The organism is Caulobacter sp. GW821-FHT11E10, assembly GCF_058808375.1.
In genome coordinates, this window is sequence record NZ_JBXARP010000002.1 from 261,475 (window position 1) to 282,019 (window position 20,545).

Annotated in this window: 14 protein-coding genes and 2 pseudogenes; 8 read left to right on the top strand and 8 right to left on the bottom strand. The window is 68.6% G+C overall.

Annotated elements, in window-relative coordinates; all coding sequences use genetic code 11:
- The first annotated feature begins 81 nt into the window (after positions 1-81).
- Complete coding sequence (locus AC1RRV_RS04370; RefSeq protein WP_492858359.1) at positions 82-870, top strand: thioesterase family protein; 789 nt, start codon at positions 82-84, stop codon at positions 868-870.
- Positions 871-882: 12 nt separating this feature from the next.
- Positions 883-2,473 (top strand): annotated as a pseudogene (locus tag AC1RRV_RS04375) (amidase).
- On the opposite strand, the pseudogene AC1RRV_RS04380 reads toward AC1RRV_RS04375, so the two are convergent.
- Positions 2,451-2,628, bottom strand: a pseudogene (locus AC1RRV_RS04380) (hypothetical protein). The pseudogenes AC1RRV_RS04375 and AC1RRV_RS04380 overlap by 23 nt on opposite strands.
- 78 nt (positions 2,629-2,706) lie before the next feature.
- On the opposite strand from AC1RRV_RS04380, the gene AC1RRV_RS04385 reads away from it, so the two are divergent.
- Complete coding sequence (locus AC1RRV_RS04385) at positions 2,707-4,500, top strand: vWA domain-containing protein (protein WP_492858360.1); 1,794 nt, start codon at positions 2,707-2,709, stop codon at positions 4,498-4,500.
- Positions 4,501-4,657: 157 nt separating this feature from the next.
- On the opposite strand, the gene AC1RRV_RS04390 is transcribed toward AC1RRV_RS04385, so the two are convergent.
- Together AC1RRV_RS04390 and AC1RRV_RS04395 are read right to left on the bottom strand one after the other, a co-directional pair.
- A complete protein-coding gene (locus AC1RRV_RS04390; protein ID WP_492858362.1) occupies positions 4,658-5,881 on the bottom strand; it encodes an acyl-CoA dehydrogenase family protein in 1,224 nt (407 codons plus the stop codon).
- 15 nt (positions 5,882-5,896) lie between these two features.
- Positions 5,897-7,012: an acyl-CoA dehydrogenase family protein gene (locus AC1RRV_RS04395; protein WP_492858363.1), complete on the bottom strand. Its 1,116-nt coding sequence runs from the start codon at positions 7,010-7,012 to the stop codon at positions 5,897-5,899.
- Between the two features lie 143 nt (positions 7,013-7,155).
- Between AC1RRV_RS04395 and AC1RRV_RS04400 the strand changes: the two genes are divergently transcribed.
- Positions 7,156-7,716, top strand: a complete 561-nt coding sequence (locus AC1RRV_RS04400; RefSeq protein ID WP_492858364.1) for a hypothetical protein — start codon at positions 7,156-7,158, stop codon at positions 7,714-7,716.
- On the opposite strand, the gene AC1RRV_RS04405 is transcribed toward AC1RRV_RS04400, so the two are convergent.
- Positions 7,713-8,606, bottom strand: a complete 894-nt coding sequence (locus tag AC1RRV_RS04405; protein WP_492858365.1) for a CPBP family intramembrane glutamic endopeptidase — start codon at positions 8,604-8,606, stop codon at positions 7,713-7,715. The two genes, AC1RRV_RS04400 and AC1RRV_RS04405, sit on opposite strands and share 4 nt — an antisense overlap.
- Positions 8,607-8,712: 106 nt before the next feature.
- On the opposite strand from AC1RRV_RS04405, the gene pepN reads away from it, so the two are divergent.
- Both pepN and pleC read left to right on the top strand, forming a co-directional pair.
- Complete coding sequence (pepN, locus tag AC1RRV_RS04410) at positions 8,713-11,304, top strand: aminopeptidase N (protein WP_492858366.1); 2,592 nt, start codon at positions 8,713-8,715, stop codon at positions 11,302-11,304.
- A gap of 200 nt (positions 11,305-11,504) precedes the next feature.
- Entirely contained in the window at positions 11,505-14,033 is a 2,529-nt protein-coding gene (gene pleC, locus AC1RRV_RS04415) for a cell cycle histidine kinase PleC (RefSeq protein WP_492858652.1), read from the top strand.
- 295 nt (positions 14,034-14,328) lie between these two features.
- Here pleC and AC1RRV_RS04420 read toward each other — a convergent pair whose 3' ends face one another.
- On the bottom strand, positions 14,329-17,010 hold the full coding sequence (locus AC1RRV_RS04420; protein ID WP_492858367.1) for an exo-rhamnogalacturonan lyase family protein: 2,682 nt from the start codon (positions 17,008-17,010) through the stop codon (positions 14,329-14,331).
- A 313-nt stretch (positions 17,011-17,323) separates the two neighbouring features.
- On the opposite strand from AC1RRV_RS04420, the gene AC1RRV_RS04425 reads away from it, so the two are divergent.
- Complete coding sequence (locus AC1RRV_RS04425) at positions 17,324-17,674, top strand: UrcA family protein (protein WP_492858368.1); 351 nt, start codon at positions 17,324-17,326, stop codon at positions 17,672-17,674.
- Here the strand turns inward: AC1RRV_RS04425 and AC1RRV_RS04430 are convergent.
- The 3 genes from AC1RRV_RS04430 to AC1RRV_RS04440 are packed head-to-tail and all read right to left on the bottom strand — an operon-like array spanning position 17,671 to position 19,763.
- On the bottom strand, positions 17,671-18,120 hold the full coding sequence (locus AC1RRV_RS04430; RefSeq protein WP_492858370.1) for an NUDIX domain-containing protein: 450 nt from the start codon (positions 18,118-18,120) through the stop codon (positions 17,671-17,673). The genes AC1RRV_RS04425 and AC1RRV_RS04430 overlap by 4 nt on opposite strands.
- 8 nt (positions 18,121-18,128) lie before the next feature.
- Positions 18,129-19,157, bottom strand: a complete 1,029-nt coding sequence (locus AC1RRV_RS04435) for a phospholipase C/P1 nuclease family protein (protein ID WP_492858371.1) — start codon at positions 19,155-19,157, stop codon at positions 18,129-18,131.
- 18 nt (positions 19,158-19,175) lie between these two features.
- The gene (locus tag AC1RRV_RS04440; RefSeq protein WP_492858372.1) at positions 19,176-19,763 is read right to left on the bottom strand and encodes a glutathione S-transferase family protein; all 588 of its coding nucleotides are present in this window, start codon (positions 19,761-19,763) and stop codon (positions 19,176-19,178) included.
- A gap of 200 nt (positions 19,764-19,963) precedes the next feature.
- Here AC1RRV_RS04440 and AC1RRV_RS04445 point away from each other — a divergent pair, with 200 nt between their 5' ends.
- Positions 19,964-20,485 (top strand): 3D domain-containing protein, encoded by a 522-nt coding sequence (locus AC1RRV_RS04445; RefSeq protein WP_492858373.1) that lies wholly within the window; start codon positions 19,964-19,966, stop codon positions 20,483-20,485.
- Positions 20,486-20,545: the final 60 nt, after the last annotated feature.

The following is a 20,545-nucleotide window of genomic DNA, read 5'->3' on the forward strand; positions in this document are numbered from 1 at the left end:
ATAGCGCCGGTCGCTGACTTGCGTCCCCATCGCGCGTACGCCGCTTGACTTCCGTAGCGAAAGAAAACGAACCTGGTCGACATGACCGCCTATACCGACCTCGTCGCCGCCATCGCCGTCACCGAAACCGGCTTCTCCACCCACGTCCCGGACGACTGGAAACAGGGTCGCACCACCTATGGCGGCCTCTCTGCGGCGCTGTGCGTCGAGGCCGCCCAGCGGACCTTCCCGGACACCCCGCCCCTGCGTTCGGCCCAGTTCGCCTTCGTTGGCCCAGCGTTCGGAGAGCTGGCGATCCAGGTGCGGCCGCTGCGCCAGGGCAAGTCGACCTTGTTCGTCGCGGTCGACCTGATCGGCGAGCAGGGCGTGGCAACCCACGGCGTCCTGACCTTCGGGGCGGCCCGCGCCTCGGTCCTCGACTACAGCGAAGTCCCCTGCCCCGCGGTCGAGCCGCCCGAGGCGTGCGAATTGTTCTTCCCCGAAAGCCGCCAGGGCGCGCCGCACTTCTCGTCCCAGTTCGAGGTGCGCAAGGCGGGCGGAACCCGCCCCTTGGCCGGCGGCGAGCCCGAATATCTGCTGTGGATCCGCCATCGCGACCCGGCCGCGACCTCACTATCCGCCCTCGTGGCCCTCGCCGACATGCCCCCGCCTCCGGCCATGGCCCTGTTCCCGCGGTTCGGTCCGATCTCGACCATGACCTGGTCGCTGGACGTGGTCGGCCTGCCCGCCGAGAACGACGACGGCTGGCGCCTGCTGCGCACGCGGGCCGAGACTGTTGGCGAGGGCTATTCGACCCAGGAGATGCATCTGTGGGACAGGAACGGTCGCCCGCTGGTTCTGGCGCGCCAGAACGTGGCGATCTTCGTCTAGTCGCGCACGAATATCCCAACCGGCCCTTGGCGAACGCGGATTTTTGACCTCATCCTCCCCGCCGTCCGGTGCGCCTCGAGAGTCGCCGCCGAGTTCGGGGAAACGCTTCATGACCAAGTTCGCCTGCCTCGCTGGCGCCGCCGCCATCGCCCTGCTCGCCGGGAGCGCCGTCGCGCAGACCTCGGAAGAGGCGACCAAGGCCTACCTCGCGGTCATCAAGGACAAGAACCCCACCCTCCACGCGGTCATCGCCACAAACCCCAACGCCGTGGCGGACGCCAAGGCGCTCGACGCCGAGCGCAAGGCCGGCAAGGTCCGTTCGCCCCTGCATGGCGTGCCGATCCTGCTGAAGGACAATGTCGAGAGCGCCGATCCCCTGCCCACCACCGCCGGCTCGCTGGCGCTGAAGGACAACGTCACGGGCCGCGACGCCCCGATCGCCAAGCGGCTGCGCGACGCGGGCCTGGTCATGCTGGGCAAGGCCAACCTGTCGGAATGGGCCAATATCCGCTCCAACAAGTCGATCAGCGGCTGGAGCGCCGTGGGCGGCACCGTGCGCAACCCCTACGTCCTGGACCGCAGCGCCTGTGGCTCGTCCAGCGGCTCGGGCGCGGCGGTGGCGGCGGGCCTGGCGCCCCTGGCCATCGGCACCGAGACCGACGGCTCGATCACCTGCCCGGCGGCGATCAACGGCCTGGTGGGCATCAAGCCGACCGTGGGCCTGGTCTCGCGCACCCATATCGTGCCGATCAGCCACAGCCAGGACACCGCCGGCCCCATGACCCTGACGGTCGAGGACGCGGCCAAGGTGCTGACCATCATCGCCGGTTCGGATCCCGCCGACGCCGCCACCAAGGACGCCGACGCCCATAAGACCGACTACGCCCAGGGCCTCTCGAAGGACGCGCTGAAGGGCGTGAAGCTGGCCGTGGCCCGGTTCTACACCGGCTATTCGCCCAAGACCGACGCCGTGTTCGAACGCGCACTGAAGGACCTCCAGGCCCAGGGCGCGATCCTGGTCGACGTCAAGGAGTTCGACGAGGGCCCGATCGGCAAGGCCGAGGGCACGGTGCTGTACACCGAACTGAAGGCCGACATGGCCGCCTACCTCGCGTCCACGGATCCCAAGAAGGTGCCCAGCCGCACGCTGGCCGACCTGATCGCCTTCAACAAGGCGACGCCCAAGGAGTTCGAATGGTTCGGCCAGGAGAGCTTCGAGCGAGCCGAAAAGACCAAGGGCCTGACCGATCCCGACTATCTGAAGGCCCTGGCCGACTCCAAGCGGATGGCCGGCCCCGAAGGCATCGACAAGATCCTCAAGGACACCGGCGCGATCGCCATCATCGCCCCGACCACCGGCCCGGCCTGGACCATCGATCCGCTGAACGGCGACAACTACGGCGGCTCCTCGACCACCCTGCCCGCCGTGGCCGGCTATCCGCACCTGACCGTGCCGATGGGCGACGTCACCGGTCTGCCCGTGGGCCTGTCCTTTATCGGCCCGGCGTGGAGCGAGAAGCTGCTGCTGAACCTGGGCTACGCCTACGAGCAGGCGACGCACCACCGCAAGCCGCCGACGTTCAAGACGACGATCGCGCCGTAGGATCTTTCCGCGCTCCATCCAAATCCGTGTCATCCCCGAAAGCGCGTAGCGCTTGTCCGGGACCCAGGGGCAACCGCACGGGTCTTGGCCCCTGGGTCCCGGCTCTCCGCTTCGCTGCGGCCGGGATGACACTGGATTGGCTTCTTCCGATTGATCCCTTCCCCTTGCTTCCGGCCTCGCTTTCGACATATTACATTTGTAATTGATCGAAGTCGTCAGGCAGGAGATCTCCCATGGCCCATCGCACGCTTCGTATGACGGGGGTCGGCGTTCTGACCCTCGCCGTGGTCGGTTCCAGCGTCTCGCCCAGCATGGCCCTCCCGCCGCCCGTCTCGATTTCCGATGGGGCGGTGACGCCCGAGGCCTGCGCGGCCCTGGGCTTCCGCACCGAGCAGCCCGGCGAGGACATCCGCGTCTCCGGAGGCCGCAAACGCGCGCCCGGGAACGTCGGCCAGCCGATGTACGAGATGCGGGCGCTGAGAGCTCCCGCGCCGCCGCCCCCACCCCCGCCGCCGGTCCAGCACAGCTACGCGGCGCCCGTGATCAGCGCCGCGCCGCCCGTGCCGCTCGGCATACCGCCCGTGTCGCGCCCGGCGCCCCAGCAGCAGGACACCGAGCGCTACCCCGGCGCCGTCGCCAATCCGGTCAAGCGCGTGGCCGAGGAGCCGGTCTCGACCTTCTCGATCGACGTCGACACGGCCGCCTACGCCAATACCCGCCGGTTCCTGAACGACGGAGCCGCTCCGCCGCGCGACGCCGTGCGAGTCGAGGAGCTGATCAATTATTTCGACTACGGCTACGCCCGCCCCGCCACCGCCGAGACGCCGTTCCGCGCCACGGTGGCGGTCGCGCCTTCGCCCTGGTCGCGGGAGCGCCAGATCGTCCATATCGGCCTGCAGGGCTACGCCGCCCCGCGCGCCGACGCGCCGCCGCTGAACCTGGTCTTCCTGGTCGACACCTCGGGCTCGATGAGGGGGCCCGACCGCCTGCCCCTGGCCCAGAAGGCGCTGAACGTGCTGATCGACCAGCTGCGCCCTCAGGATCGTGTCGCGATGGTCGCCTATGCCGGCTCGGCGGGGGCCGTGCTGGCGCCGACCGATGGCCGCTCGAAGCTGAAGATGCGCTGCGCCCTCGGGGCCCTGCAGGCGGGCGGCTCGACGGCCGGCGGCGCGGGGCTCGAGCTGGCCTACAGCCTGGCCAAGCAGAACTTCACCAAGGGCTCGGTCAATCGGGTGATCCTGGTCACCGACGGCGACTTCAATGTCGGCATTTCCGATCCGACCCGGCTGAAGGACTTCGTCTCCGACCAGCGCAAGAGCGGCGTCTATCTGTCGGTCTACGGCTTCGGGCGCGGCAACTATAACGACACGATGATGCAGGCCCTGGCCCAGAACGGGAACGGCGTGGCCGCCTATGTCGACACCCTGAGCGAGGCCCGTAAACTGCTGCGCGACGACTTCCAGGCCAGCCTGTTCCCGATCGCCGACGACGTGAAGATCCAGGTCGAGTTCAATCCGGCTCGGGTCAGCGAGTACCGGCTCATCGGCTACGAGACGCGTCTGCTGAACCGCGAGGACTTCAACAACGACAAGGTCGACGCCGGCGAGGTCGGGGCCGGCGCCGCGGTGACCGCGCTCTACGAGGTCACCCCGGCGGGGGCGCGGCCGTCGTCGGATCCGCTGCGCTACGGCGAAAAGCCGCCCGCGCCGCCCGCGACGACCGGCGAGCTGGCCTTCCTGAAGGTCCGGTACAAGATCCCGGGCGGGACGACCTCGAAGCTGATCGAGCGGCCGATCGGCCCGCGCGACAGCTATGCCAGCCTGGCCTCCGCGCCGGAGTCGACGCGCTTCGCGGTGGCCGTCGCCGCCTACGGCCAGAAGCTGCGCGGCGACCCGTGGGTGGGCGACGGCTTTGACTGGCCGGCGATCACGGCCCTAGCCCAGGGCGCGCGGGGCGACGATCCGGACGGCCTGCGGGCGGAGTTCGTGCAGTTGACGAAGGCGGCCAGGGACGTGAAGGCGCGATAGCAGCCCTCCTTCATCGCCACCATTCTCGTGTCATCTCGGCCGCAGCGAAGCGGAGAGCCGGGACCCATGGGCCAATGCAGTGCGGTTGCCCCTGGGTCCCGGATAAGCCCTGCGGGCTTTCCGGGATGACGAGGGATTTTTGCGTTGGTGAGCGCTCCTACCGCCCCGTCGGCATGTCCTTGAAGGCCACGTCCTTGTCGACCCGCACGTCGCCGGGCAGGCCCAGCACCCGCTCGGCGATGATGTTCTTGAGGATCTCGTCGGTGCCGCCCGCGATCCGCAGGCCCGGCGCCCACATCAGGCTCTGCTGGAACGCCGCCTCGGCCGGAGCCTGGTCGGGATCGGAGAGGATGCCGTACTGATCCTCCATCTCGACGGCGGTGTTGGCCAGCTCCTGCAGCTGGTTGGCCGAGATGATCTTGCCGATCGAGCTTTCCGGCCCCGGCGTCTGGCCGCGCGACAGGGCGGTCATGGTCCGGAAGCGCGTGAACTTCAGCCCTTCGGACTGCACGTACCAGTCGGCCAGCTTCTCGCGGAACGCCTGGTCCTTCAGCGCCGGACCGGTCGAGCCCGACAGCTGGCGGGCCAGCTTCATGATCTCGCGATAGTTGGGGCCGGCCGAGCCGCCGACCGCCAGGCGCTCATTCATCAGCGTGACCAGGGCCACCTTCCAGCCGTCGCCGACCTCGCCCAGGCGCTGGCTGTCCTTGACCCGCAGGTCGGTGAAATAGACCTCGTTGAACTCGCGACCGCCAGACATCTGGTGGATCGGCCGGCACTCGACGGCCGCGTCCTTCATGTCGATCCAGAACATGGTCAGGCCCTTGTGCTTGGGCACGTCGGGATCGGTCCGGGTCAGCAGAATGCCGTAGTCGCAATAGTGGGCGCCGGTGGTCCAGACCTTCTGGCCGTTGATCACCCACTCGTCGCCGTCCTTGACCGCTCGGGTCCGCAACGCCGCGACATCCGAGCCGCCGGCCGGTTCGGAGAACAGCTGGCACCAGATCTCCTCGCCCTTCACGGCGGGAGAGACGAAGCGTTTCTTGGTGTCGCCGTCGGAGAAGGCCATGACCGTGGGCACGCACATGCCCAGGCCGATGGTGAAATAGCCGTAGCCGAGGCCGGCCTTGGTCTCTTCCTGGCCGAAGATCACCGACTGGATCGGCGTACCGCCGCCCCCGCCGATGGCCGCGGGCCAGGTGATGCAGGCATAGCCGGCGCCGGCCTTGGTCGCCTGCCAATCCTTGGCGGCGGCCATGTGCTCGGGCGTGTTGGGCTTAAGGTCGCCAAACTTGGCGCGATGCGCGGCGGCGTTCTCGGCCAGCCAGGCGCGGGCCTTTTCGCGATAGGCGGCTTCTTCGGGGGAGTCGTTGAAATCCATGGTCCTCGCGCTCCCTTAAGCCGCGTTCTTTTGTTCGAGCTGGCTGACGAGCCGCTCCTTCCAGACCTTGGGCGCGCCGGCGACCAGGCTCAGTTGCCGCGAACGGCGGTAGTAGAGGTGGCAGTCGACGTCCCAGGTGAAGCCCATGCCGCCGTGGACCTGGATGCTTTCCTTGCTGGCGAACCAGAAGGCTTCCGAGGCCGCGATCCGCGCCGCCGAGGCCGCGATCGGCAGCTCGGGCGCGTCGTCGTTCAGGGCCCAGGCGCCGTAATAGGCGTTGGAGCGGGCCACCTCGTTCTTGACGTACATATCGGCCAGCTTGTGCTTGATCGCCTGGTAGCCGGCGATGACCCGGCCGAAAGCGTAGCGACCCAAGGCGTATTCCTTGGCCATCTCCAGGCAGCGATCGGCGCCGCCCAGCTGTTCGAAGGCCAGCAGCACGGCGGCGCGATCCATGATCGCCTGGACGATGTCGAAGCCGGCCCCGGCCTCGCCCACCCGCTCGGCGGCCGCGCCGTCGAAGGTGATCTTGGCGACGCCGCGCGTGGGATCGAGGCTCTTCAGCGGCTCGCGCTTCACGCCCGCGCCCTTCAGGTCGACCAGGAACAGGCTGGGCCGGCCGCCTTCGCTGGCCAGGACCAGCGCCGTGTCGGCCACGTCACCGTCGGTCACCGGGATCTTGGTCCCCGAGATCTTGCCGCCCTCGACCCGGCAGGTCAGCGTCGCCGGTCCGACCACGCCGGGACCTTCCGAAGTCGCCAGGCAGCCGATCAGCTCGCCGGCGGCGATGCGCGGCAGGATCGAGGCCTTCTGGGCCTCGGAGCCGTGCGCCTGGATGCCCTCGGCCAGGAAATAGACGGTGGAGGCGAAAGGGATCGGCGCGACGGCGCGGCCCAGTTCCTCGGCGATGGCGCACAGCTCGACCCGGCCCAGGCCCAGGCCGCCATGCTCCTCGGGGATGCAGGCGCCCAGCCAGCCCTGTTCGGCGACACCCTTCCAGAGTTTTTCGTCGAACGAGCGGTCGGCGTTGTCCAACACGCCCCGCACGACGCCGACGTCGCAATGGCCGGCGAGGAACTTGCGCGCCTCTTCCTTCAGGAACTTCTGGTCGTCCGAATAGTCGAAATCCACTGGAGCCTCCCTGGACACGGCTCTCCGGCCGGTCTCGGGAGTCACACTGAACGACGTTCACGCGAAGGGAAAGATTGACCCGGCGTCAAGAATTTCAGGTTCTTATGCTCGCCTATCGCGCGATTTCGGACATTCTCCCCACCATGGCCAAGACCGTCTTCCATAAGAACCAGCGGGTGTGGGTCGAGAGCGTCGGCTGCTGGGCCACGATCGACAAGATCGTGCCCATCTGGGCCAAGGGCTTCGACGAGCCCGTGCGCGTCACCTACGACCTCGGCCTGGGCCGGGAGTTCCAGGCCCACGAGCTGAAGGCCGAGGACAAGGTCGATCCCCAGGAAGGCGGCCTGACCTCCAACTGGCGCGTCCTGCGGGCCCGCAACAAGTGGCAGCAGGAGGGCGACTGCGCCCACCATCCCTATCCGGGAACCTATCCGGTCGTGGTCACCGACGCCCAGGACTGGGGCGGCTGGCGCACCCCCGGCGCCGAATACGACCGCGACCCGCACAAGATGGAATACCAGGCCCGCCTGATCGCCAGCGCGCCGCGCCTGCACGCCCTCGCCCGCGAGATCCTGACCCTGGTGGCCGACAATCCCGAGGACGCCCCGCCGGCCCTCTCGGCCCTGGCCCAGAAAATCGTCGCCATCGAGCGCTACCTGCAGGAAGCGCCCGCGGCGGGGCCCGCGGGTCAGATCGAGGACTAGGGCTGGGACCGAGGCTCGACCACGTCCGGTCGCGCCTTGAAGTTCCCCTTCTTCCAGGCCCACCACAGGACGCCGATCGCTACGCCGGTCCCGACCACCATGGCCGGCAGCGAGGCCTCAGGCCCGAAGGCGCCGCCGCTCAGGAGTTCCGAAGCGCCGGGCTTGGCCTCGGCGATCAGCACGCTCGGGACGCGCGCCGTGCCCGACACCGACGCACCCCACAGCCAACCCTGGGTGAAGTTCCAGGCCGCGTGGACGCCGATGGACACCCAGACCCGTCCCGTCAGCAGATAGAAGGCGGCCAGCATGAAGCCGGCCTCGACCGCGATCGCGGCGGCGGCGGTCATGCTGGCGTTCGGATTGGCCAGATGCAGCGCGCCGAACAGCGCCGACTGGACGATCAGCGCGGGCCAGACGCCGAAGGCGCGCATCAGCAGCCGCATCATGATCGCGCGCATGATCAGCTCCTCCATGAAGCCCGACTCGATGGCGATCGCGGCCATGGGCCAGGGCGTCCCGCCCTGCGTTCGTGAGAACTGGTAGACGTCCAGGAGGCTCAAGCCGCCCATCACCGCGGCCATCATGGCGGTTCCGACCGCCGCGCCGATAAGCAGATCCACGGGGGCGGCCGTCAGCTTCAGTTCCTCCGGCCAGCGTCCTTCGGTCAGGCGCACCACGACGGCATACAGACCAAAGCCGGCCGCGCAGGCCAGCGCCACCTCGATCACGTCTCGCTCAGTCGGCCCCGCGACCAGCTGGACCAGGCTGTAGCCGAAGCCGAGGACCACGAAGAGCACCACCATCCAGACGGTGGCCCGCAACCATCGCAGGGGGCCGGGGTGCAGCACCCATCGGCGGCCGACCTCGATGCCGCTTTTCTCGTCGACCATGTGCGCCCCCAGTTGCGTCGCGACAGACGCCGCCAGCAGCCAATAATTCGGGCTGGGCCGTCAAGGTCCTCTCGCCGAGGTCGACCAGGGGGACTAAGTAGGATGGATGCGCACCGACACGCCCCAACCCGTCCGCCTGACGGACTATCGTCCGTTTCCGTTCGCCATCGAAACGACCCGACTGGCCTTCGACCTCCATCCGACCGAAACCCGGGTGAAGGCCGAGCTGTCTATCCAGCGAACCGGTGATCAGGGCGAGCCGCTCGTGCTGAACGGCGAGCGCCTGAAGCTGCTGTCGGTCGCGGTCAACGGCCAGGCGCTGAGCACCAACCAGTACGCGGTCGACGGCGAGCACCTGACGATCCACGAGGTTCCCGACCAGTTCGTCCTGACCACCGAGGTCGAGATCAATCCGCAGACGAACAAGGCCCTGATGGGTCTCTACATCTCAAGCAACCGCTACTGCACCCAGTGCGAGGCCGAGGGCTTCCGCACCATCACCTATTTCCCTGACCGACCCGATGTGCTGTCGCGCTACAGCGTGCGGATCGAGGCCGACGCCAAGCTCAAGCACCTGCTCAGCAACGGCAATCTGGTCGACCACGGCGTGCTGGACGGCGACCGCGCCTTCGCCGAGTGGGTCGATCCGTTCCCCAAGCCCAGCTACCTGTTCGCCCTGGTGGCCGGCGATCTCGACGTCCTGACCGACCAGTTCACGACCATGAGCGGCCGGGTTGTCGACCTGAAGGTCTTCGTCGATCCGGGTCAGGCCGCCCGCGCGGCCTACGCCCTCGACAGCCTCAAGCGGTCCATGAAGTGGGACGAGGAGGCGTTCGGCCGCGAGTACGACCTCGACCTGTTCATGATCGTGGCCGTGCGCGACTTCAACTTCGGGGCCATGGAGAACAAGGGGCTGAACATCTTCAACAGCTCCCTGTTGCTGGCCGAGCCGACGACCGCCTCCGACCTCGACTATGAGCGGATCGAGGCCGTCGTGGCCCACGAGTATTTCCACAACTGGACCGGCAACCGCATCACCTGCCGCGACTGGTTCCAGCTGTGCCTGAAGGAGGGCTTCACGGTCTTCCGCGACCAGAGCTTCAGCGGCGACATGCGCGGCGAGGCGGTCCAGCGGATCAAGGAGGTTCGCGCCCTGCGCGCGCGCCAGTTCGCCGAGGACGCCGGTCCCCTCGCCCACCCGGTGCGTCCGTCCAGCTATCTGAAGATCGACAACTTCTACACCGCGACCATCTACGAGAAGGGCGCGGAGATCATCCGGATGCTGAAAATCCTCCTGGGTGACGCGGTCTTCCGGAAGGGTTGCGACCTCTATTTCGAGCGCCACGACGGCGAGGCGTCCACGGTCGAGGCCTTCATCGCCTGCTTCGCCGAGGTCTCCGGACGTGACCTGACGGACTTCTTCGCCTGGTACGAACAGGCCGGCACGCCGACGGTGGACATCGTCAGCGACTACGACGCCGCCGCCCAGGCCCTGACCTTGACCCTGACCCAGTCGACCGCGCCGACCCCAGGCCAGCCGACCAAGAAGGCCCTGCCGATCCCTGTCGCCATCGGCCTGCTGGACTCCGAAGGCGCGGCGCTGCGCGACACCGAAGTCGTCGTGCTCGACACCCCCAGCCTGACGGTGCGCTGGGAAGGCGTGGCCAGCACGCCCGTGCTGTCGGCCCTGCGTGGCTTCTCGGCCCCGGTGAACCTGACGACCGATGCGCGACCGTCCGACCGCTACGTGTTGTTCGCGGCGGATCCCGACCTGTTCAACCGTTGGGAAGCCGGCCAGACCCTGGCGCGCGACCTGATCCTGACCCGCGCCGCCGGAACGCCGGACGAGGTGGGCGAGGAGCGCTACGCCGACGCCCTGGGCCGCGCCCTGGTCGACGACTGGTCCGAGCCCGCCTTCAAGGCGCTGCTGCTGGCCCTGCCCTCCGAGCCGGACCTGGCCCTGGCGTCGGAAGCCGCCGATCCCGCCGCCCTGCATGAAGCGCGCGACGACATCCGCACGCGGATTGCCGTCCATCTGGGCGAACTGCTGCGCCGCTTGCACGGCGAGATGCAGAGCGCCGAGGAGTTCTCGGCCGGCGCCAAGGCCGCCGGTCGCCGCGCCCTGCGCAACGCCTGCGCGGACATGCTCTCGGCCGATCCGCATAGCGACAACGTCACGCGGCTGCTGGCGCACTTCCAGTCGGCCCGCAACATGACCGACATGCTGGGTGGCCTCTATCCGCTGATCAGCGTCGGCGGGACGGCGCGCGACACCGCCCTGTCGGCCTTCCACGAGGCCTGGCGCCACGAGCCCCTGGTGCTGGACAAGTGGTTCATGATCCAGGGCCGCGACCCGAACGAGGACGCCCTGCAGCGGGTGCTCGCCCTGACCCAGCATGCCGACTTCGAGCCGACCAATCCGAACCGGCTGCGGGCCCTGGTCTCGACCTTCGCCAACTTCAATCCCGCGCGGTTCCACGACCCCAGCGGCGCGGGCTACCGCTTCCTGGCCGACCAGATCCTGGCGGTGGACAGCTTCAACCCGATGACCGCCGCGCGCCTGGTCGAGGCCCTGGGCGGCTGGCGGCGCTACAAGCCCGAGCTCGGACAGCTGATGCGCGAGCAGCTGGAACGCATCGCCGCCCATCCCGACCTGTCGAAAAACGTGCTGGAACTGGCCACTAAGGCCTTGGGCTGACTCAGGATTTCATGAGTCTGCACGGCTTGGGATTGCGACCAATAGGCTCACTCGGGCGGAATCCGTCGGTTCGGCGGTGACGAGGTCGTTCGGCGTACGGTAGATTTACCATGTCGGCGAAGTGACTCGCCTTAGACTCATGGAATGGAGCGCGGCTGCGCGCTCCGGGGATCTGGGAGCCGGGCGGTTTGGACAGAGGCATCGCGAGACACGGAGGACCGGCAGGAGCCGGACCGACCGCGCCCGCGGCCGTGCGGGCCAAGTCCGTACAGGGCCCGTCCCAGGCGTTCGTGCGCATCGCCATCCTGGCCGCGTTGCTGTTGCTGGCCGTCTACACCGCCTTCGGCGTCAAGCGGCTGCAGGCCGAGGCCTCCGCCCAGCCGGGCGGCGCGCCGCTGTCGGCCAAGGCCGGGCTGATCGCCGGCCGCGTCGAAGTCAATCTGGCCGCCCAACGCGCGGGCCTCTCGGCCGCCGCAGACCTGCTGAAGCGTGATCCCGGCGCGACCATGGACGCCGCCGAAACCGCCCTGCGCGCCGCCGGTGGCGAAGCCGCGGCCGTCGCCGTGGTCAGCCAGAGCGGCGTCGTGGCCGTCTCGGGCCGTGACGAGGGCGCCGACTGGAAAGCCGCCGCCCAGGCCGCCTCCGCCTCGGGCCGCACCACCTGGGTCGGTTCGGTGGGCGAAACCGGCCGGCTCTATGTCGCCACCACCACCACCCTGGACCATGCCCGCGCCTTCGTGATCGCCAGCGGCGACGCCTCGCGCCTGATCGACGAGCCGGAGAAGGGCGACAGCGGCGCGCTGGCCTTGCCCAACGGCAAACTGATCGCCGCGCGCGGCAAGGGTGTCCAGGGAGCCACCTCGTTCCGCGAAGCCTTCGCCATTTCGCCCGAGGATGTCGGCGGCGGTTCCGCGGCCTTGCGCGGCCAGGGCGTCGACGGCGCGGCACTGGACGTCGTGGTGCGCCCCGTGTCCGAAGGCGCTCTTCAGGTCGTGGCCGTCTCGCCGACCCGCACCGTCGCCAATCTCGATCGCCAGGTTATGGAAGGCGCCTTCAACATGCTGGCGCCGCTGGGCGTCGGCATCGCCCTGGCCCTCCTGCTGATGATCCAGAGCCGCAAGGCCGAGCTGGCTCACCGCGAATTCGTCGACAGCGAGCAGCGCTTCCGCCTCGCCGTCGAGGCCGCCCGGTGCGGCATCTGGGAATGGGACCTGAACGCCGACCAGGTGTTCCTGTCCGACGTGACCGGCGCGATGTTCGGCTGGGGCGGCGGCGGGGTCGTCTCGGGTCAGGACCTGATCGAACGGATCTCGCTCGACCACCGCGAACGCGTGCGCCAAGCCCTGGCCAACGCGGCCATGTACGGTGCCTTCGACGTCTCGTTCCGCGTACCGGCCGTCGAGCAAGGCGGCCGTTCGCTATGGATCGACGCGCGCGGCCAAGGCTTCGGCAAGCCGGGCGGCGACGGCTATGTCCGCATCATCGGCGTGGCCCTGGACGTCACCGAGGAGCGCCTGGCCCAGGCCCGCGCCCAGGCCGCCGAGAACCGCCTGCGCGACGCCATCGAAAGCGTGTCGGAAGCCTTCGTGCTCTGGGATCGCCAGGGCCGGCTGCTGATGTGCAACCGCAACTATCGTAGCGTCTTCTCGCTGGAGCCCAAGCTGCTGAAGCCCGGCGCGGCCCGCGCCGAGGTCAACCGCTTCGCCGCCCTGGCCATCAAGCAGGACCACCCGGCGCCGGACGGCGCCAAGGGCGTGCGCGAGGCCGAGCTGATGGACGGCCGCTGGATCCAGATCAGCGAGCGCCGCACGGCCGAAGGCGGCCTCGTCATGACCGCCGCCGACATCACGGCGATCAAGACCCAGGAAGAAGCCCGCCGCCTCAACGAGGAGCAGCTTCAGAACGCCATCACCGGCCTCGAGCGCAGCCAGGAGCAACTGGCCGAGCTGGCCCGCAAGTACGAGACCGAGAAGGTCAAGGCCGAGAGCGCCAACAAGGCCAAGAGCGAATTCCTGGCCAACATGTCCCACGAGCTGCGGACGCCGCTGAACGCCATCAACGGCTTCTCCGAGATCATGATGAACGAGATGTTCGGCCCGCTCGGGGACCAGCGCTACAAGGGCTACAGCCACGACATCCACTCGTCGGGCCAGCACCTGCTGGCGCTGATCAACGACATCCTCGACATGTCGAAGATCGAAGCCGGCAAGATGAACCTCAAGTTCGAGCCGATGCACCTGGAGGACGTGGCCGAGGACGCCGTTCGCCTGGTCCGCAACCGCGCCGAGGCCGCCGGCCTGAAGCTGGCGATCGACTTCCCAGCCCTGCCCGAGGTCGAGGCCGACTATCGCGCCGTCAAGCAAGTGCTGCTGAACCTGCTGTCCAACGCCATCAAGTTCACGCCGCGCGCCGGCAGCGTCACCGTGCTGGCCGAGGTCCGCCGCGACCCGTTCGGCGACACGGTCAAGGTCTCGGTCGCCGACACCGGCATCGGCATCGCCAAGGAAGACCTGGCGCGCCTGGCCAAGCCGTTCGAACAGGTCGAGAGCCAGTTCTCCAAGACCACCCAGGGCACCGGCCTCGGCCTGGCCCTGACCAAGTCGCTGATCACCATGCACGACGGCGTGCTGGAGATGCACTCCATCCCCGGCGAAGGCACCACGGTCAGCTTCACCCTGCCCATCCGCCAGAGCGACCAGAAGGCCACCCGGGACTTCGTGGCGGCTTAGGGAGCGGCCGCGCAAGCGCGGCGGTTCACCGGGGCTGCTCATGTCTGGCGGTGACGATCCAAGCGCCCGCTCGCCGGCCGGAAGCCTAAGGCGTGCTCGCCCCGTTGCGGACATTTGACGCCGTGCGTCCTTCGAGGCGCGCTCAGGAGCGCGCACCTCAGGATGAGGTGATCAGTAGAAGACTTCCTCATCCTGAGGCGCCCGCGCAGCGGGCCTCGAAGGACGCAGGACATGTCCGCTATCCACCAGGCATGACGGGGCCGCAGAGGGGCGGCAATCCGAGCGCCGATCCGTCCTACTCCGGTGGCAGCCCGTCCGACGCCAGGGCCAAGTTCATGATCGCCGCCAGGCCCCATTGCGCCGCGCCGTTGGTCGAGACGCTGGGCGCCTCGTCGACGGGATTGAGCACAGTGGGCCCGACCAGGCGCTTGGCGTTCGTCGCGAGGTTCAAATCCTCGACCACGCCCCTGCCGAAGAACTCAGTCCAGGCCCGCTTGGCCAGCGCCTTGTCGCCAAGGCGCGACGCCGCGTAGGCGGTCAGGCGCGAGTGCCCTTGGCGCAGGTTCGCGCCGCCGAGCGGCTGGCCGAACTTGGCCACCTGCTCCTCGCGCGAGGCGTTGTAATAGACGCAGTAGTCCAGCCAGGCCTTCTCGTACTCAGGCACGCGGATCAGGGCCAGCATCTCGACGTGGATCTCGGGCGCGCCGAACGCGGCGTTCAGGTGCGAGAGCGCGATGCGGTCCCCGGCGCCGGAGAACGCGCCCGTCTCGGTGTCGTAGGACGCGCTGCCGGTGAACCACTGGCGCTTGAGGGCGGCGATGGTCTTCATGCCGGTGACGATCCGGTCGCGCCAACGCACGTCGCCGGTGCGCTCCCACTCGGTGAACCAGGCCCCGCAGAGCGAGCTCCAGTCCGTCCCGAACGAGGCGCGGACCTCGCCCTTGGGCCAGGCGCCGTCGCCCAGCTTGCGGCCGATGTTCACCCGGTTCAGGGCGTGATCGCCGTCCAGCAGGTCGCGCATCAGGTCGCCCACGCGCTCGTCGGCGGTCAGGTAGTAGTAGATGCGCCGATAGATGGCGTTGCTGACGCGCGGCTGCTTGGAGCTGTCGCCCCAGTGCTGCACGCCATGGCGCGTGCCCAGGCCTCGGTACTGGCCCACATGATAGACGTCGACCTCGCCGGTGTGGCGGGTCATGGCCTCGGCCATGCGGAAGAGGTCCGCGCGACCGCTCCTCAGGAAGCTCAGCCACAGCCAGAGATCGGTCGAGAGCTCCGAATTGTCCCAGGCGAAGCCGCCGATGTCGTAGCGCCAGACGTGCCGGTCGACGTCATAGGTGTGCATGACGTCGCCATAGTCCCAGAAGCCGTACCAGCGGCGCTGTTCGACCTGAGCGAGGTAGTAGTTGATCAGCTGGTCCTGGCGGGCCTCGATCTGGGCCTTCACCGGCGTACCGCGATCCGGCAGGCTCCAGGCGCCCAGGACCCCGGCCGCGTGGATGCGCGCGGGTGAGGCCATCAGGCGCGGCGGCCTGTCGTTCACCTGCGCCATCGCCGGGAAACGATCGCGGGCGGGCGTGGCGTCCAGGGCCCAGATCCGCAGCTCGGAGGTGCGGGCGATGCCCTGCGGCGTCCCCCAGTCCTTCTCGTAGTCCTCGTAGGTGATGTCGAGGCCGGCGGTCTCCTGGGCGTGCGTCTCCATGCCCAGACCGTCGTGGAAGAAGCGCATGTCCATGGCCGCCGCGTCGGGCGACCACAGCCAGGCGGTCAGGCTGGCGACCTCGCCCGCCGCGCCGCGGATCTCCAGGCCGGTCGGTGGGGCGCGCCAGAAGTTGGAAAGCCCGATCGCAGCGCCGCCGGAGACCCCACCGACATAGGCCACGCCACTGGCGCGCTGGCCGCCGTCGGCATGGATCCAGGCATGGCCCGGCTCCGTCCGCTTGCGGATCGTGAAGCCGTCGGCCGTGGCCTGCGACAAGAGGAAGTCGCCCCAGTTCGGGATCAGATGCAGGGCGTTGCGCACCGACCCGGCCATCTGGGCCTCGGGCGGCGTCTTGACGCCCGCGACCTGGGCCTCCCGGAAGGCCTTGCCCGGATCGCGGCGCAAGCCGGTCAGCGGCTTGACCGCCTCGGCCCACAGACCGCCGTCCGCGCCGGTGAAGCGCACGTGGCGATCGTAGTGCGCGTCGGCCATCGGCACGTCCGCCACCACGCCCAGGCCGCAGATGAAGTCCTTGGTCTCGTCGCCGTCGAACACGAAGGTATGGAGCATTCGCAGCGAGTCCGCGCCCGCGTAGGCGTAGAAGCGCACCGTAAACGGGGCCCAGGCGCGATCACCGCTCTTGTGACGGCCTTCCACGCGGATCACGGCGCGAACGGGACCCGCCTGCTCGACGGTCACCTTGTCGAGGGCGCTCTCAAAGGTCTGGCGGCGCACGGACGCGGCGTCGAATTCGGGCGCGTCCTGGGTCGTCAGCACCAGGCGAAGGTTCTTGAGCACCTCCCGGCCGTTCCGCCGAGCCGAGGCGACCAGGGCCGAGCCGGCGCGCGGGAAGCGCCAGGTGGCGACGCCCGTCGAAACCTCCACGGCCTCCGGGGTCTCGGTCACCTGTACGCCCGGGGCCACCTTGCCCGCGGCGCCCGGTTCGATCACCAGGCGCTCGCCGACATCGCCAGCGCCGATCGCGTGGCCGGTCCACTTCAGCGAGCCGTCCGGCCAGTAGGCCAGCGGCCAGGTCTGCAGCGGCACGTCCGCGCCGGCGGCGCTCTTGGCTCGGAAGGCTTGCTTGGGCTTGAGCGCGCCTTGGGGCCACGGCACGCCCCAGGTCTGCCCGGGATTCTCCTTCGGCGGCGCGCCATCGATCCAGGCCGCTTCAGTCGGCGGCGAACGGTCGGCTGGCGCCGCGATCGCGCCCGAGGCCGACCCGGCCAGGACCGCGAAGGCCGCCTGCGCCATCAGTTCACGCCTGGTGGCGGTCATCGTGCTTGTGAAGACCATCCGAGCACCGCTTCTTCCCATATATTGATATTATGTTTTACATGATGATCCACGACGCCGTTATCGACAAGCCCACGCTTGTGACCGCGTGGCGGGCGCGTAGCGCCACAAGCGCTCGCCTACACAGATGCGCCGCCGGCCGCTTCCTAATCTAAATTTTTGGAAATATTACTTGCGTTTCATAGACTTAAATCGACGTCATGAAGCACTCGTAACGGGTATTCCGCCGAAGCCGGGTCTACACCCTCGTTCAACAGATCGCCGCGAGCGACCACACGAACAAGGGATCAAGACCATGAGCAAGACCGTCAACCGTATCGCCGCCCTCGCCGCCCTGGCTCTGGCCGCCACGCCGATCATCAGCCTGACCGCCGCCGCCCACGCCGCCGACCGCGTTCAGCCGGTCGCCCGGATCAAGGTCGGCGATCTGACGCTGTCGAACCCGGACGACGCTCGCGAGTTCTCGCGCCGCGCCAACATCGCCGCCAACCGAGCCTGCGAGGCCACGGGTCTGCGCGGCCTGTCGGTGAAGGCCTGCCTGCTCGACTTCAACGAAGACCTGAAGGACGCCATGACCGAGCGCCAGACGGCCGACCTGAAGATCGCTCAGCGCGCCGGCGCCAAGATCGAGCTGGCCTCGAACTAAAGCCCGCGCCGCATCCACGCCGCGACCGCCCAAGCGTGGGCGTCGTGGCGGAGAGCGACCACCGCGTCGCGCGGGTCCAGCCAGACCAGCGCATGGTCGTCCTCGACCTTCAGGCCGGGCTTCTCGCCCGTCACCTTGACCCCATAGACGCCGCCGAAGTTCCGCACGGGCTGGCCGTCGGACTTCAGGAAGAGCTGCGACACCCGCTCGATCAGGGCGCCGGCCTCGACCACGAGGCCGGTCTCCTCGGCGAACTCGCGGGCCACGGCGTCTTCCTCGGTCTCGTCGCCATCTACCGCCCCGCCGGGCAGGTCGAAATACGGCGCCTTGCCGGGCTTGCTGACCTGGGCCAGGGCGATCTGGCCCCGGCCGTTCTCGGCGACGCCGAAGGCCGCGGGACGGTCCTGGTAGGTCAGCCCCGCGACGGGCGCGCCGAAAGCCAGCATTCCCGAACTCAGTCCTTGCCGTAGAGGTCGAACCACGGATCGGCCTTGCCGGCCTCGACGTCCGCCACGCTGATCTCCGGACGATAGCCGATCGTGCCCTTGGCGCTGGCGTTCCAGGCGTCAAGCGTCAGGTCACGCAGGGCCGCGGCCCCGGCCGCCAGGCGAGCCTGGACGAAGGTCTTGGCGCGCGGATCAGTGGCGACCATGCCGCCGTCCTTTTCCAGTTGGTACAGCGGCTCGGTCTGCTTCCAGGTCTCGGTCAGATAGCCGACGACGCGAGTCTCGATCGAGCACTCGCAAGCTTTGTATTCTGGCACCAGCGCCTTGATCGCCTTCTCGTCGCCCAGCGCCTTGGTCAGCGGGCCCTCGAACTGGAAGTGCGTCGAGCGCGCGTTGGTGTAGCCATTGGGGTTCGGATAGTCGCCCCAGCCGTTGTAGTGGACCGACAGGTGCAGCGGCTGGCTGGCGTCGCCGACATAGTGGGCCCAGACGCCCAGGTCGCGCAGCAGCAGGTCCTCGCGACGCTTCAGGTCGGCCTTGTAATAGGCCAGCTTGGTGGCGTCCTTCTCGAGCTTCACGGCGGCGGTCAGGATGCGCCAGTAGGTGAAGTCCTTCACCAGCTGCTGGTAGCCGTCGATGATCGCGTACGGCAGGTAGCCGGCCTTCCAGCTGTCGACGCCGGCGGCGCGCAGGGCCGTCTCATAGTCGACGCGGGTCGGCGGCAGGGTCGCCACCGTGAACATCGGCCCGCCATACATGCGGCCCTGGTCGTCGACGTCCAGGAAGTGGGCGGCGTCGCGGTCGGTGTCGTGGATCTTGCCCGAGCCTTTCCAGCGGTCCGGCTCGCGGGCGTACTCGCCGATGGCGGCCACGGCGGTCGGGGTGCGCAGGAAGGCCGGCACGTCGGCCGGCAAGGCGCCGACGCCGAGGACGCCCACGGTGCGGTGGCCCGAAGAGCCCCAGGCGAAGGCCGAGGCGGCCGGCGTCGACAGGACGGCGGCGAGGGTCAGGACTTTCAGGCTGGTCGACAGACGCAAGGCTTGGGCTCCGAAGGATCAGATAATGCCGAGCGCGGTCTCGACCCGGTCTACCCACGCCTTGACGGCCGGATAAAGCGAAAGGTCGAACCCGCCCTCGTGCGCCACGCGGGTGTAAGCCACCAGGGCGATGTCCGCCAGGGTGAGACGCTCGCCGACCAGAAAGGCCGTTTGTTTCAGCTGTGTTTCCAGGCGCGCCAGGGCCGCGTCGCCGCGTTCGATCAGCCGGGTTTCCAGGCTCTCCCGCGACTTGCCCAGATAGGCGACGTGAAAGCGGACCACGGCGACATAGGGTTCGTGGCTGTACTGCTCCCAGAACAGCCACTCGAACATCTTGGCCCGCTCATAGGCGTCGGTCGGGATCAGCACCGAGCCCTCGGCCAGATGCAGCATGATGGCGTTGGACTGGGAGAGGACGCGGCCGTCCTCCAGGACCACCATGGGGACCTGCCCCGCCGGGTTCAGGGCCAGGAACTCAGGAGTCCGCGTTTCGGCCTTGAGCACATTGGTCTCGATCCATTCGAACGGCAGATGAAGTCGCTCGGCCGTCCATTTCACCTTCAGGCAATTGCCCGAAATCGAGTCGCCGTAGATGCGCAGCGCCATGCGGTTCCTCCAGCAAAGCTTGCCGAAAAGTAAAAATTTGGCCCGCTGCGGCCCAGTTTCAAGCCCCTGAATTCACGCCGCTTTCTCGCCCGACAAGCGAGCTTGGCCGGAAAGGCGCCAGCTTCCAGGGTTGTCACAGAGCCGTGATCGGAATATCCAGACCGCCGCCCGACAGATACGCCGATAAGAGGTTCCCCTCGATGCGACGCAAACTCGCCGGAATTTTGGCCACCGCGGTCATCTCCGCCTTCGCCCTTCCCGCCATCGCGAACGCCGCCCCCGGAGACGAGTCCGTCGCCGCCGCGCCTGTGCGTTCGGACCCGCTGGGCGACCTCATCACCTCCGCCCTCACAGGTGTCCTGCCGGGCTCGGTCGATTGGAAGATGCGGGCGACGATGTATCACGCCGGCGCCAAGGGCATCCGCGCGTTCGACTCGCTGGGTTGCAAGGTCGCCGCCATGCGCACCGTCGCCGTGGATCCGAAGGTGATCCCGCGCCGCACGGTGCTGTTCATCAAGGAAACCGTCGGCCTGCCCATGCCCGACGGCGGCACGCACGACGGCTACTGGTACGCCTCCGACATCGGCGGCGCGATCAAGGGCCTGAAGCTGGACCTGTTCAGCGGCGTCGGCGCGGCGTCGATGAAGACCCTGCGCGCCATCGACCTGACCAATCTTTCGGTCAGCAAGGTCGGCGAGTTCAAGGGCTGCCCGCCGCAATAACAGGCGCCGGCTCCTCTCCGAGCTTCGCCGTCTTGGCGCTCGGCGATCTTCCCCCTACAC

Excerpts from the sequence above, each read along its gene's own strand:
- AC1RRV_RS04420 (WP_492858367.1), bottom strand. The coding sequence starts at position 17,010 with ATGACCGCCACCAGGCGTGAACTGATGGCGCAGGCGGCCTTCGCGGTC.
- AC1RRV_RS04370 (WP_492858359.1), top strand. The coding sequence starts at position 82 with ATGACCGCCTATACCGACCTCGTCGCCGCCATCGCCGTCACCGAAACC.
- AC1RRV_RS04445 (WP_492858373.1), top strand. The coding sequence starts at position 19,964 with ATGCGACGCAAACTCGCCGGAATTTTGGCCACCGCGGTCATCTCCGCC.
- AC1RRV_RS04405 (WP_492858365.1), bottom strand. The coding sequence starts at position 8,606 with ATGGTCGACGAGAAAAGCGGCATCGAGGTCGGCCGCCGATGGGTGCTG.
- AC1RRV_RS04425 (WP_492858368.1), top strand. The coding sequence starts at position 17,324 with ATGAGCAAGACCGTCAACCGTATCGCCGCCCTCGCCGCCCTGGCTCTG.
- AC1RRV_RS04430 (WP_492858370.1), bottom strand. The coding sequence starts at position 18,120 with ATGCTGGCTTTCGGCGCGCCCGTCGCGGGGCTGACCTACCAGGACCGT.
- AC1RRV_RS04440 (WP_492858372.1), bottom strand. The coding sequence starts at position 19,763 with ATGGCGCTGCGCATCTACGGCGACTCGATTTCGGGCAATTGCCTGAAG.
- AC1RRV_RS04390 (WP_492858362.1), bottom strand. The coding sequence starts at position 5,881 with ATGGATTTCAACGACTCCCCCGAAGAAGCCGCCTATCGCGAAAAGGCC.
- AC1RRV_RS04400 (WP_492858364.1), top strand. The coding sequence starts at position 7,156 with ATGGCCAAGACCGTCTTCCATAAGAACCAGCGGGTGTGGGTCGAGAGC.
- pepN (WP_492858366.1), top strand. The coding sequence starts at position 8,713 with ATGCGCACCGACACGCCCCAACCCGTCCGCCTGACGGACTATCGTCCG.
- AC1RRV_RS04385 (WP_492858360.1), top strand. The coding sequence starts at position 2,707 with ATGGCCCATCGCACGCTTCGTATGACGGGGGTCGGCGTTCTGACCCTC.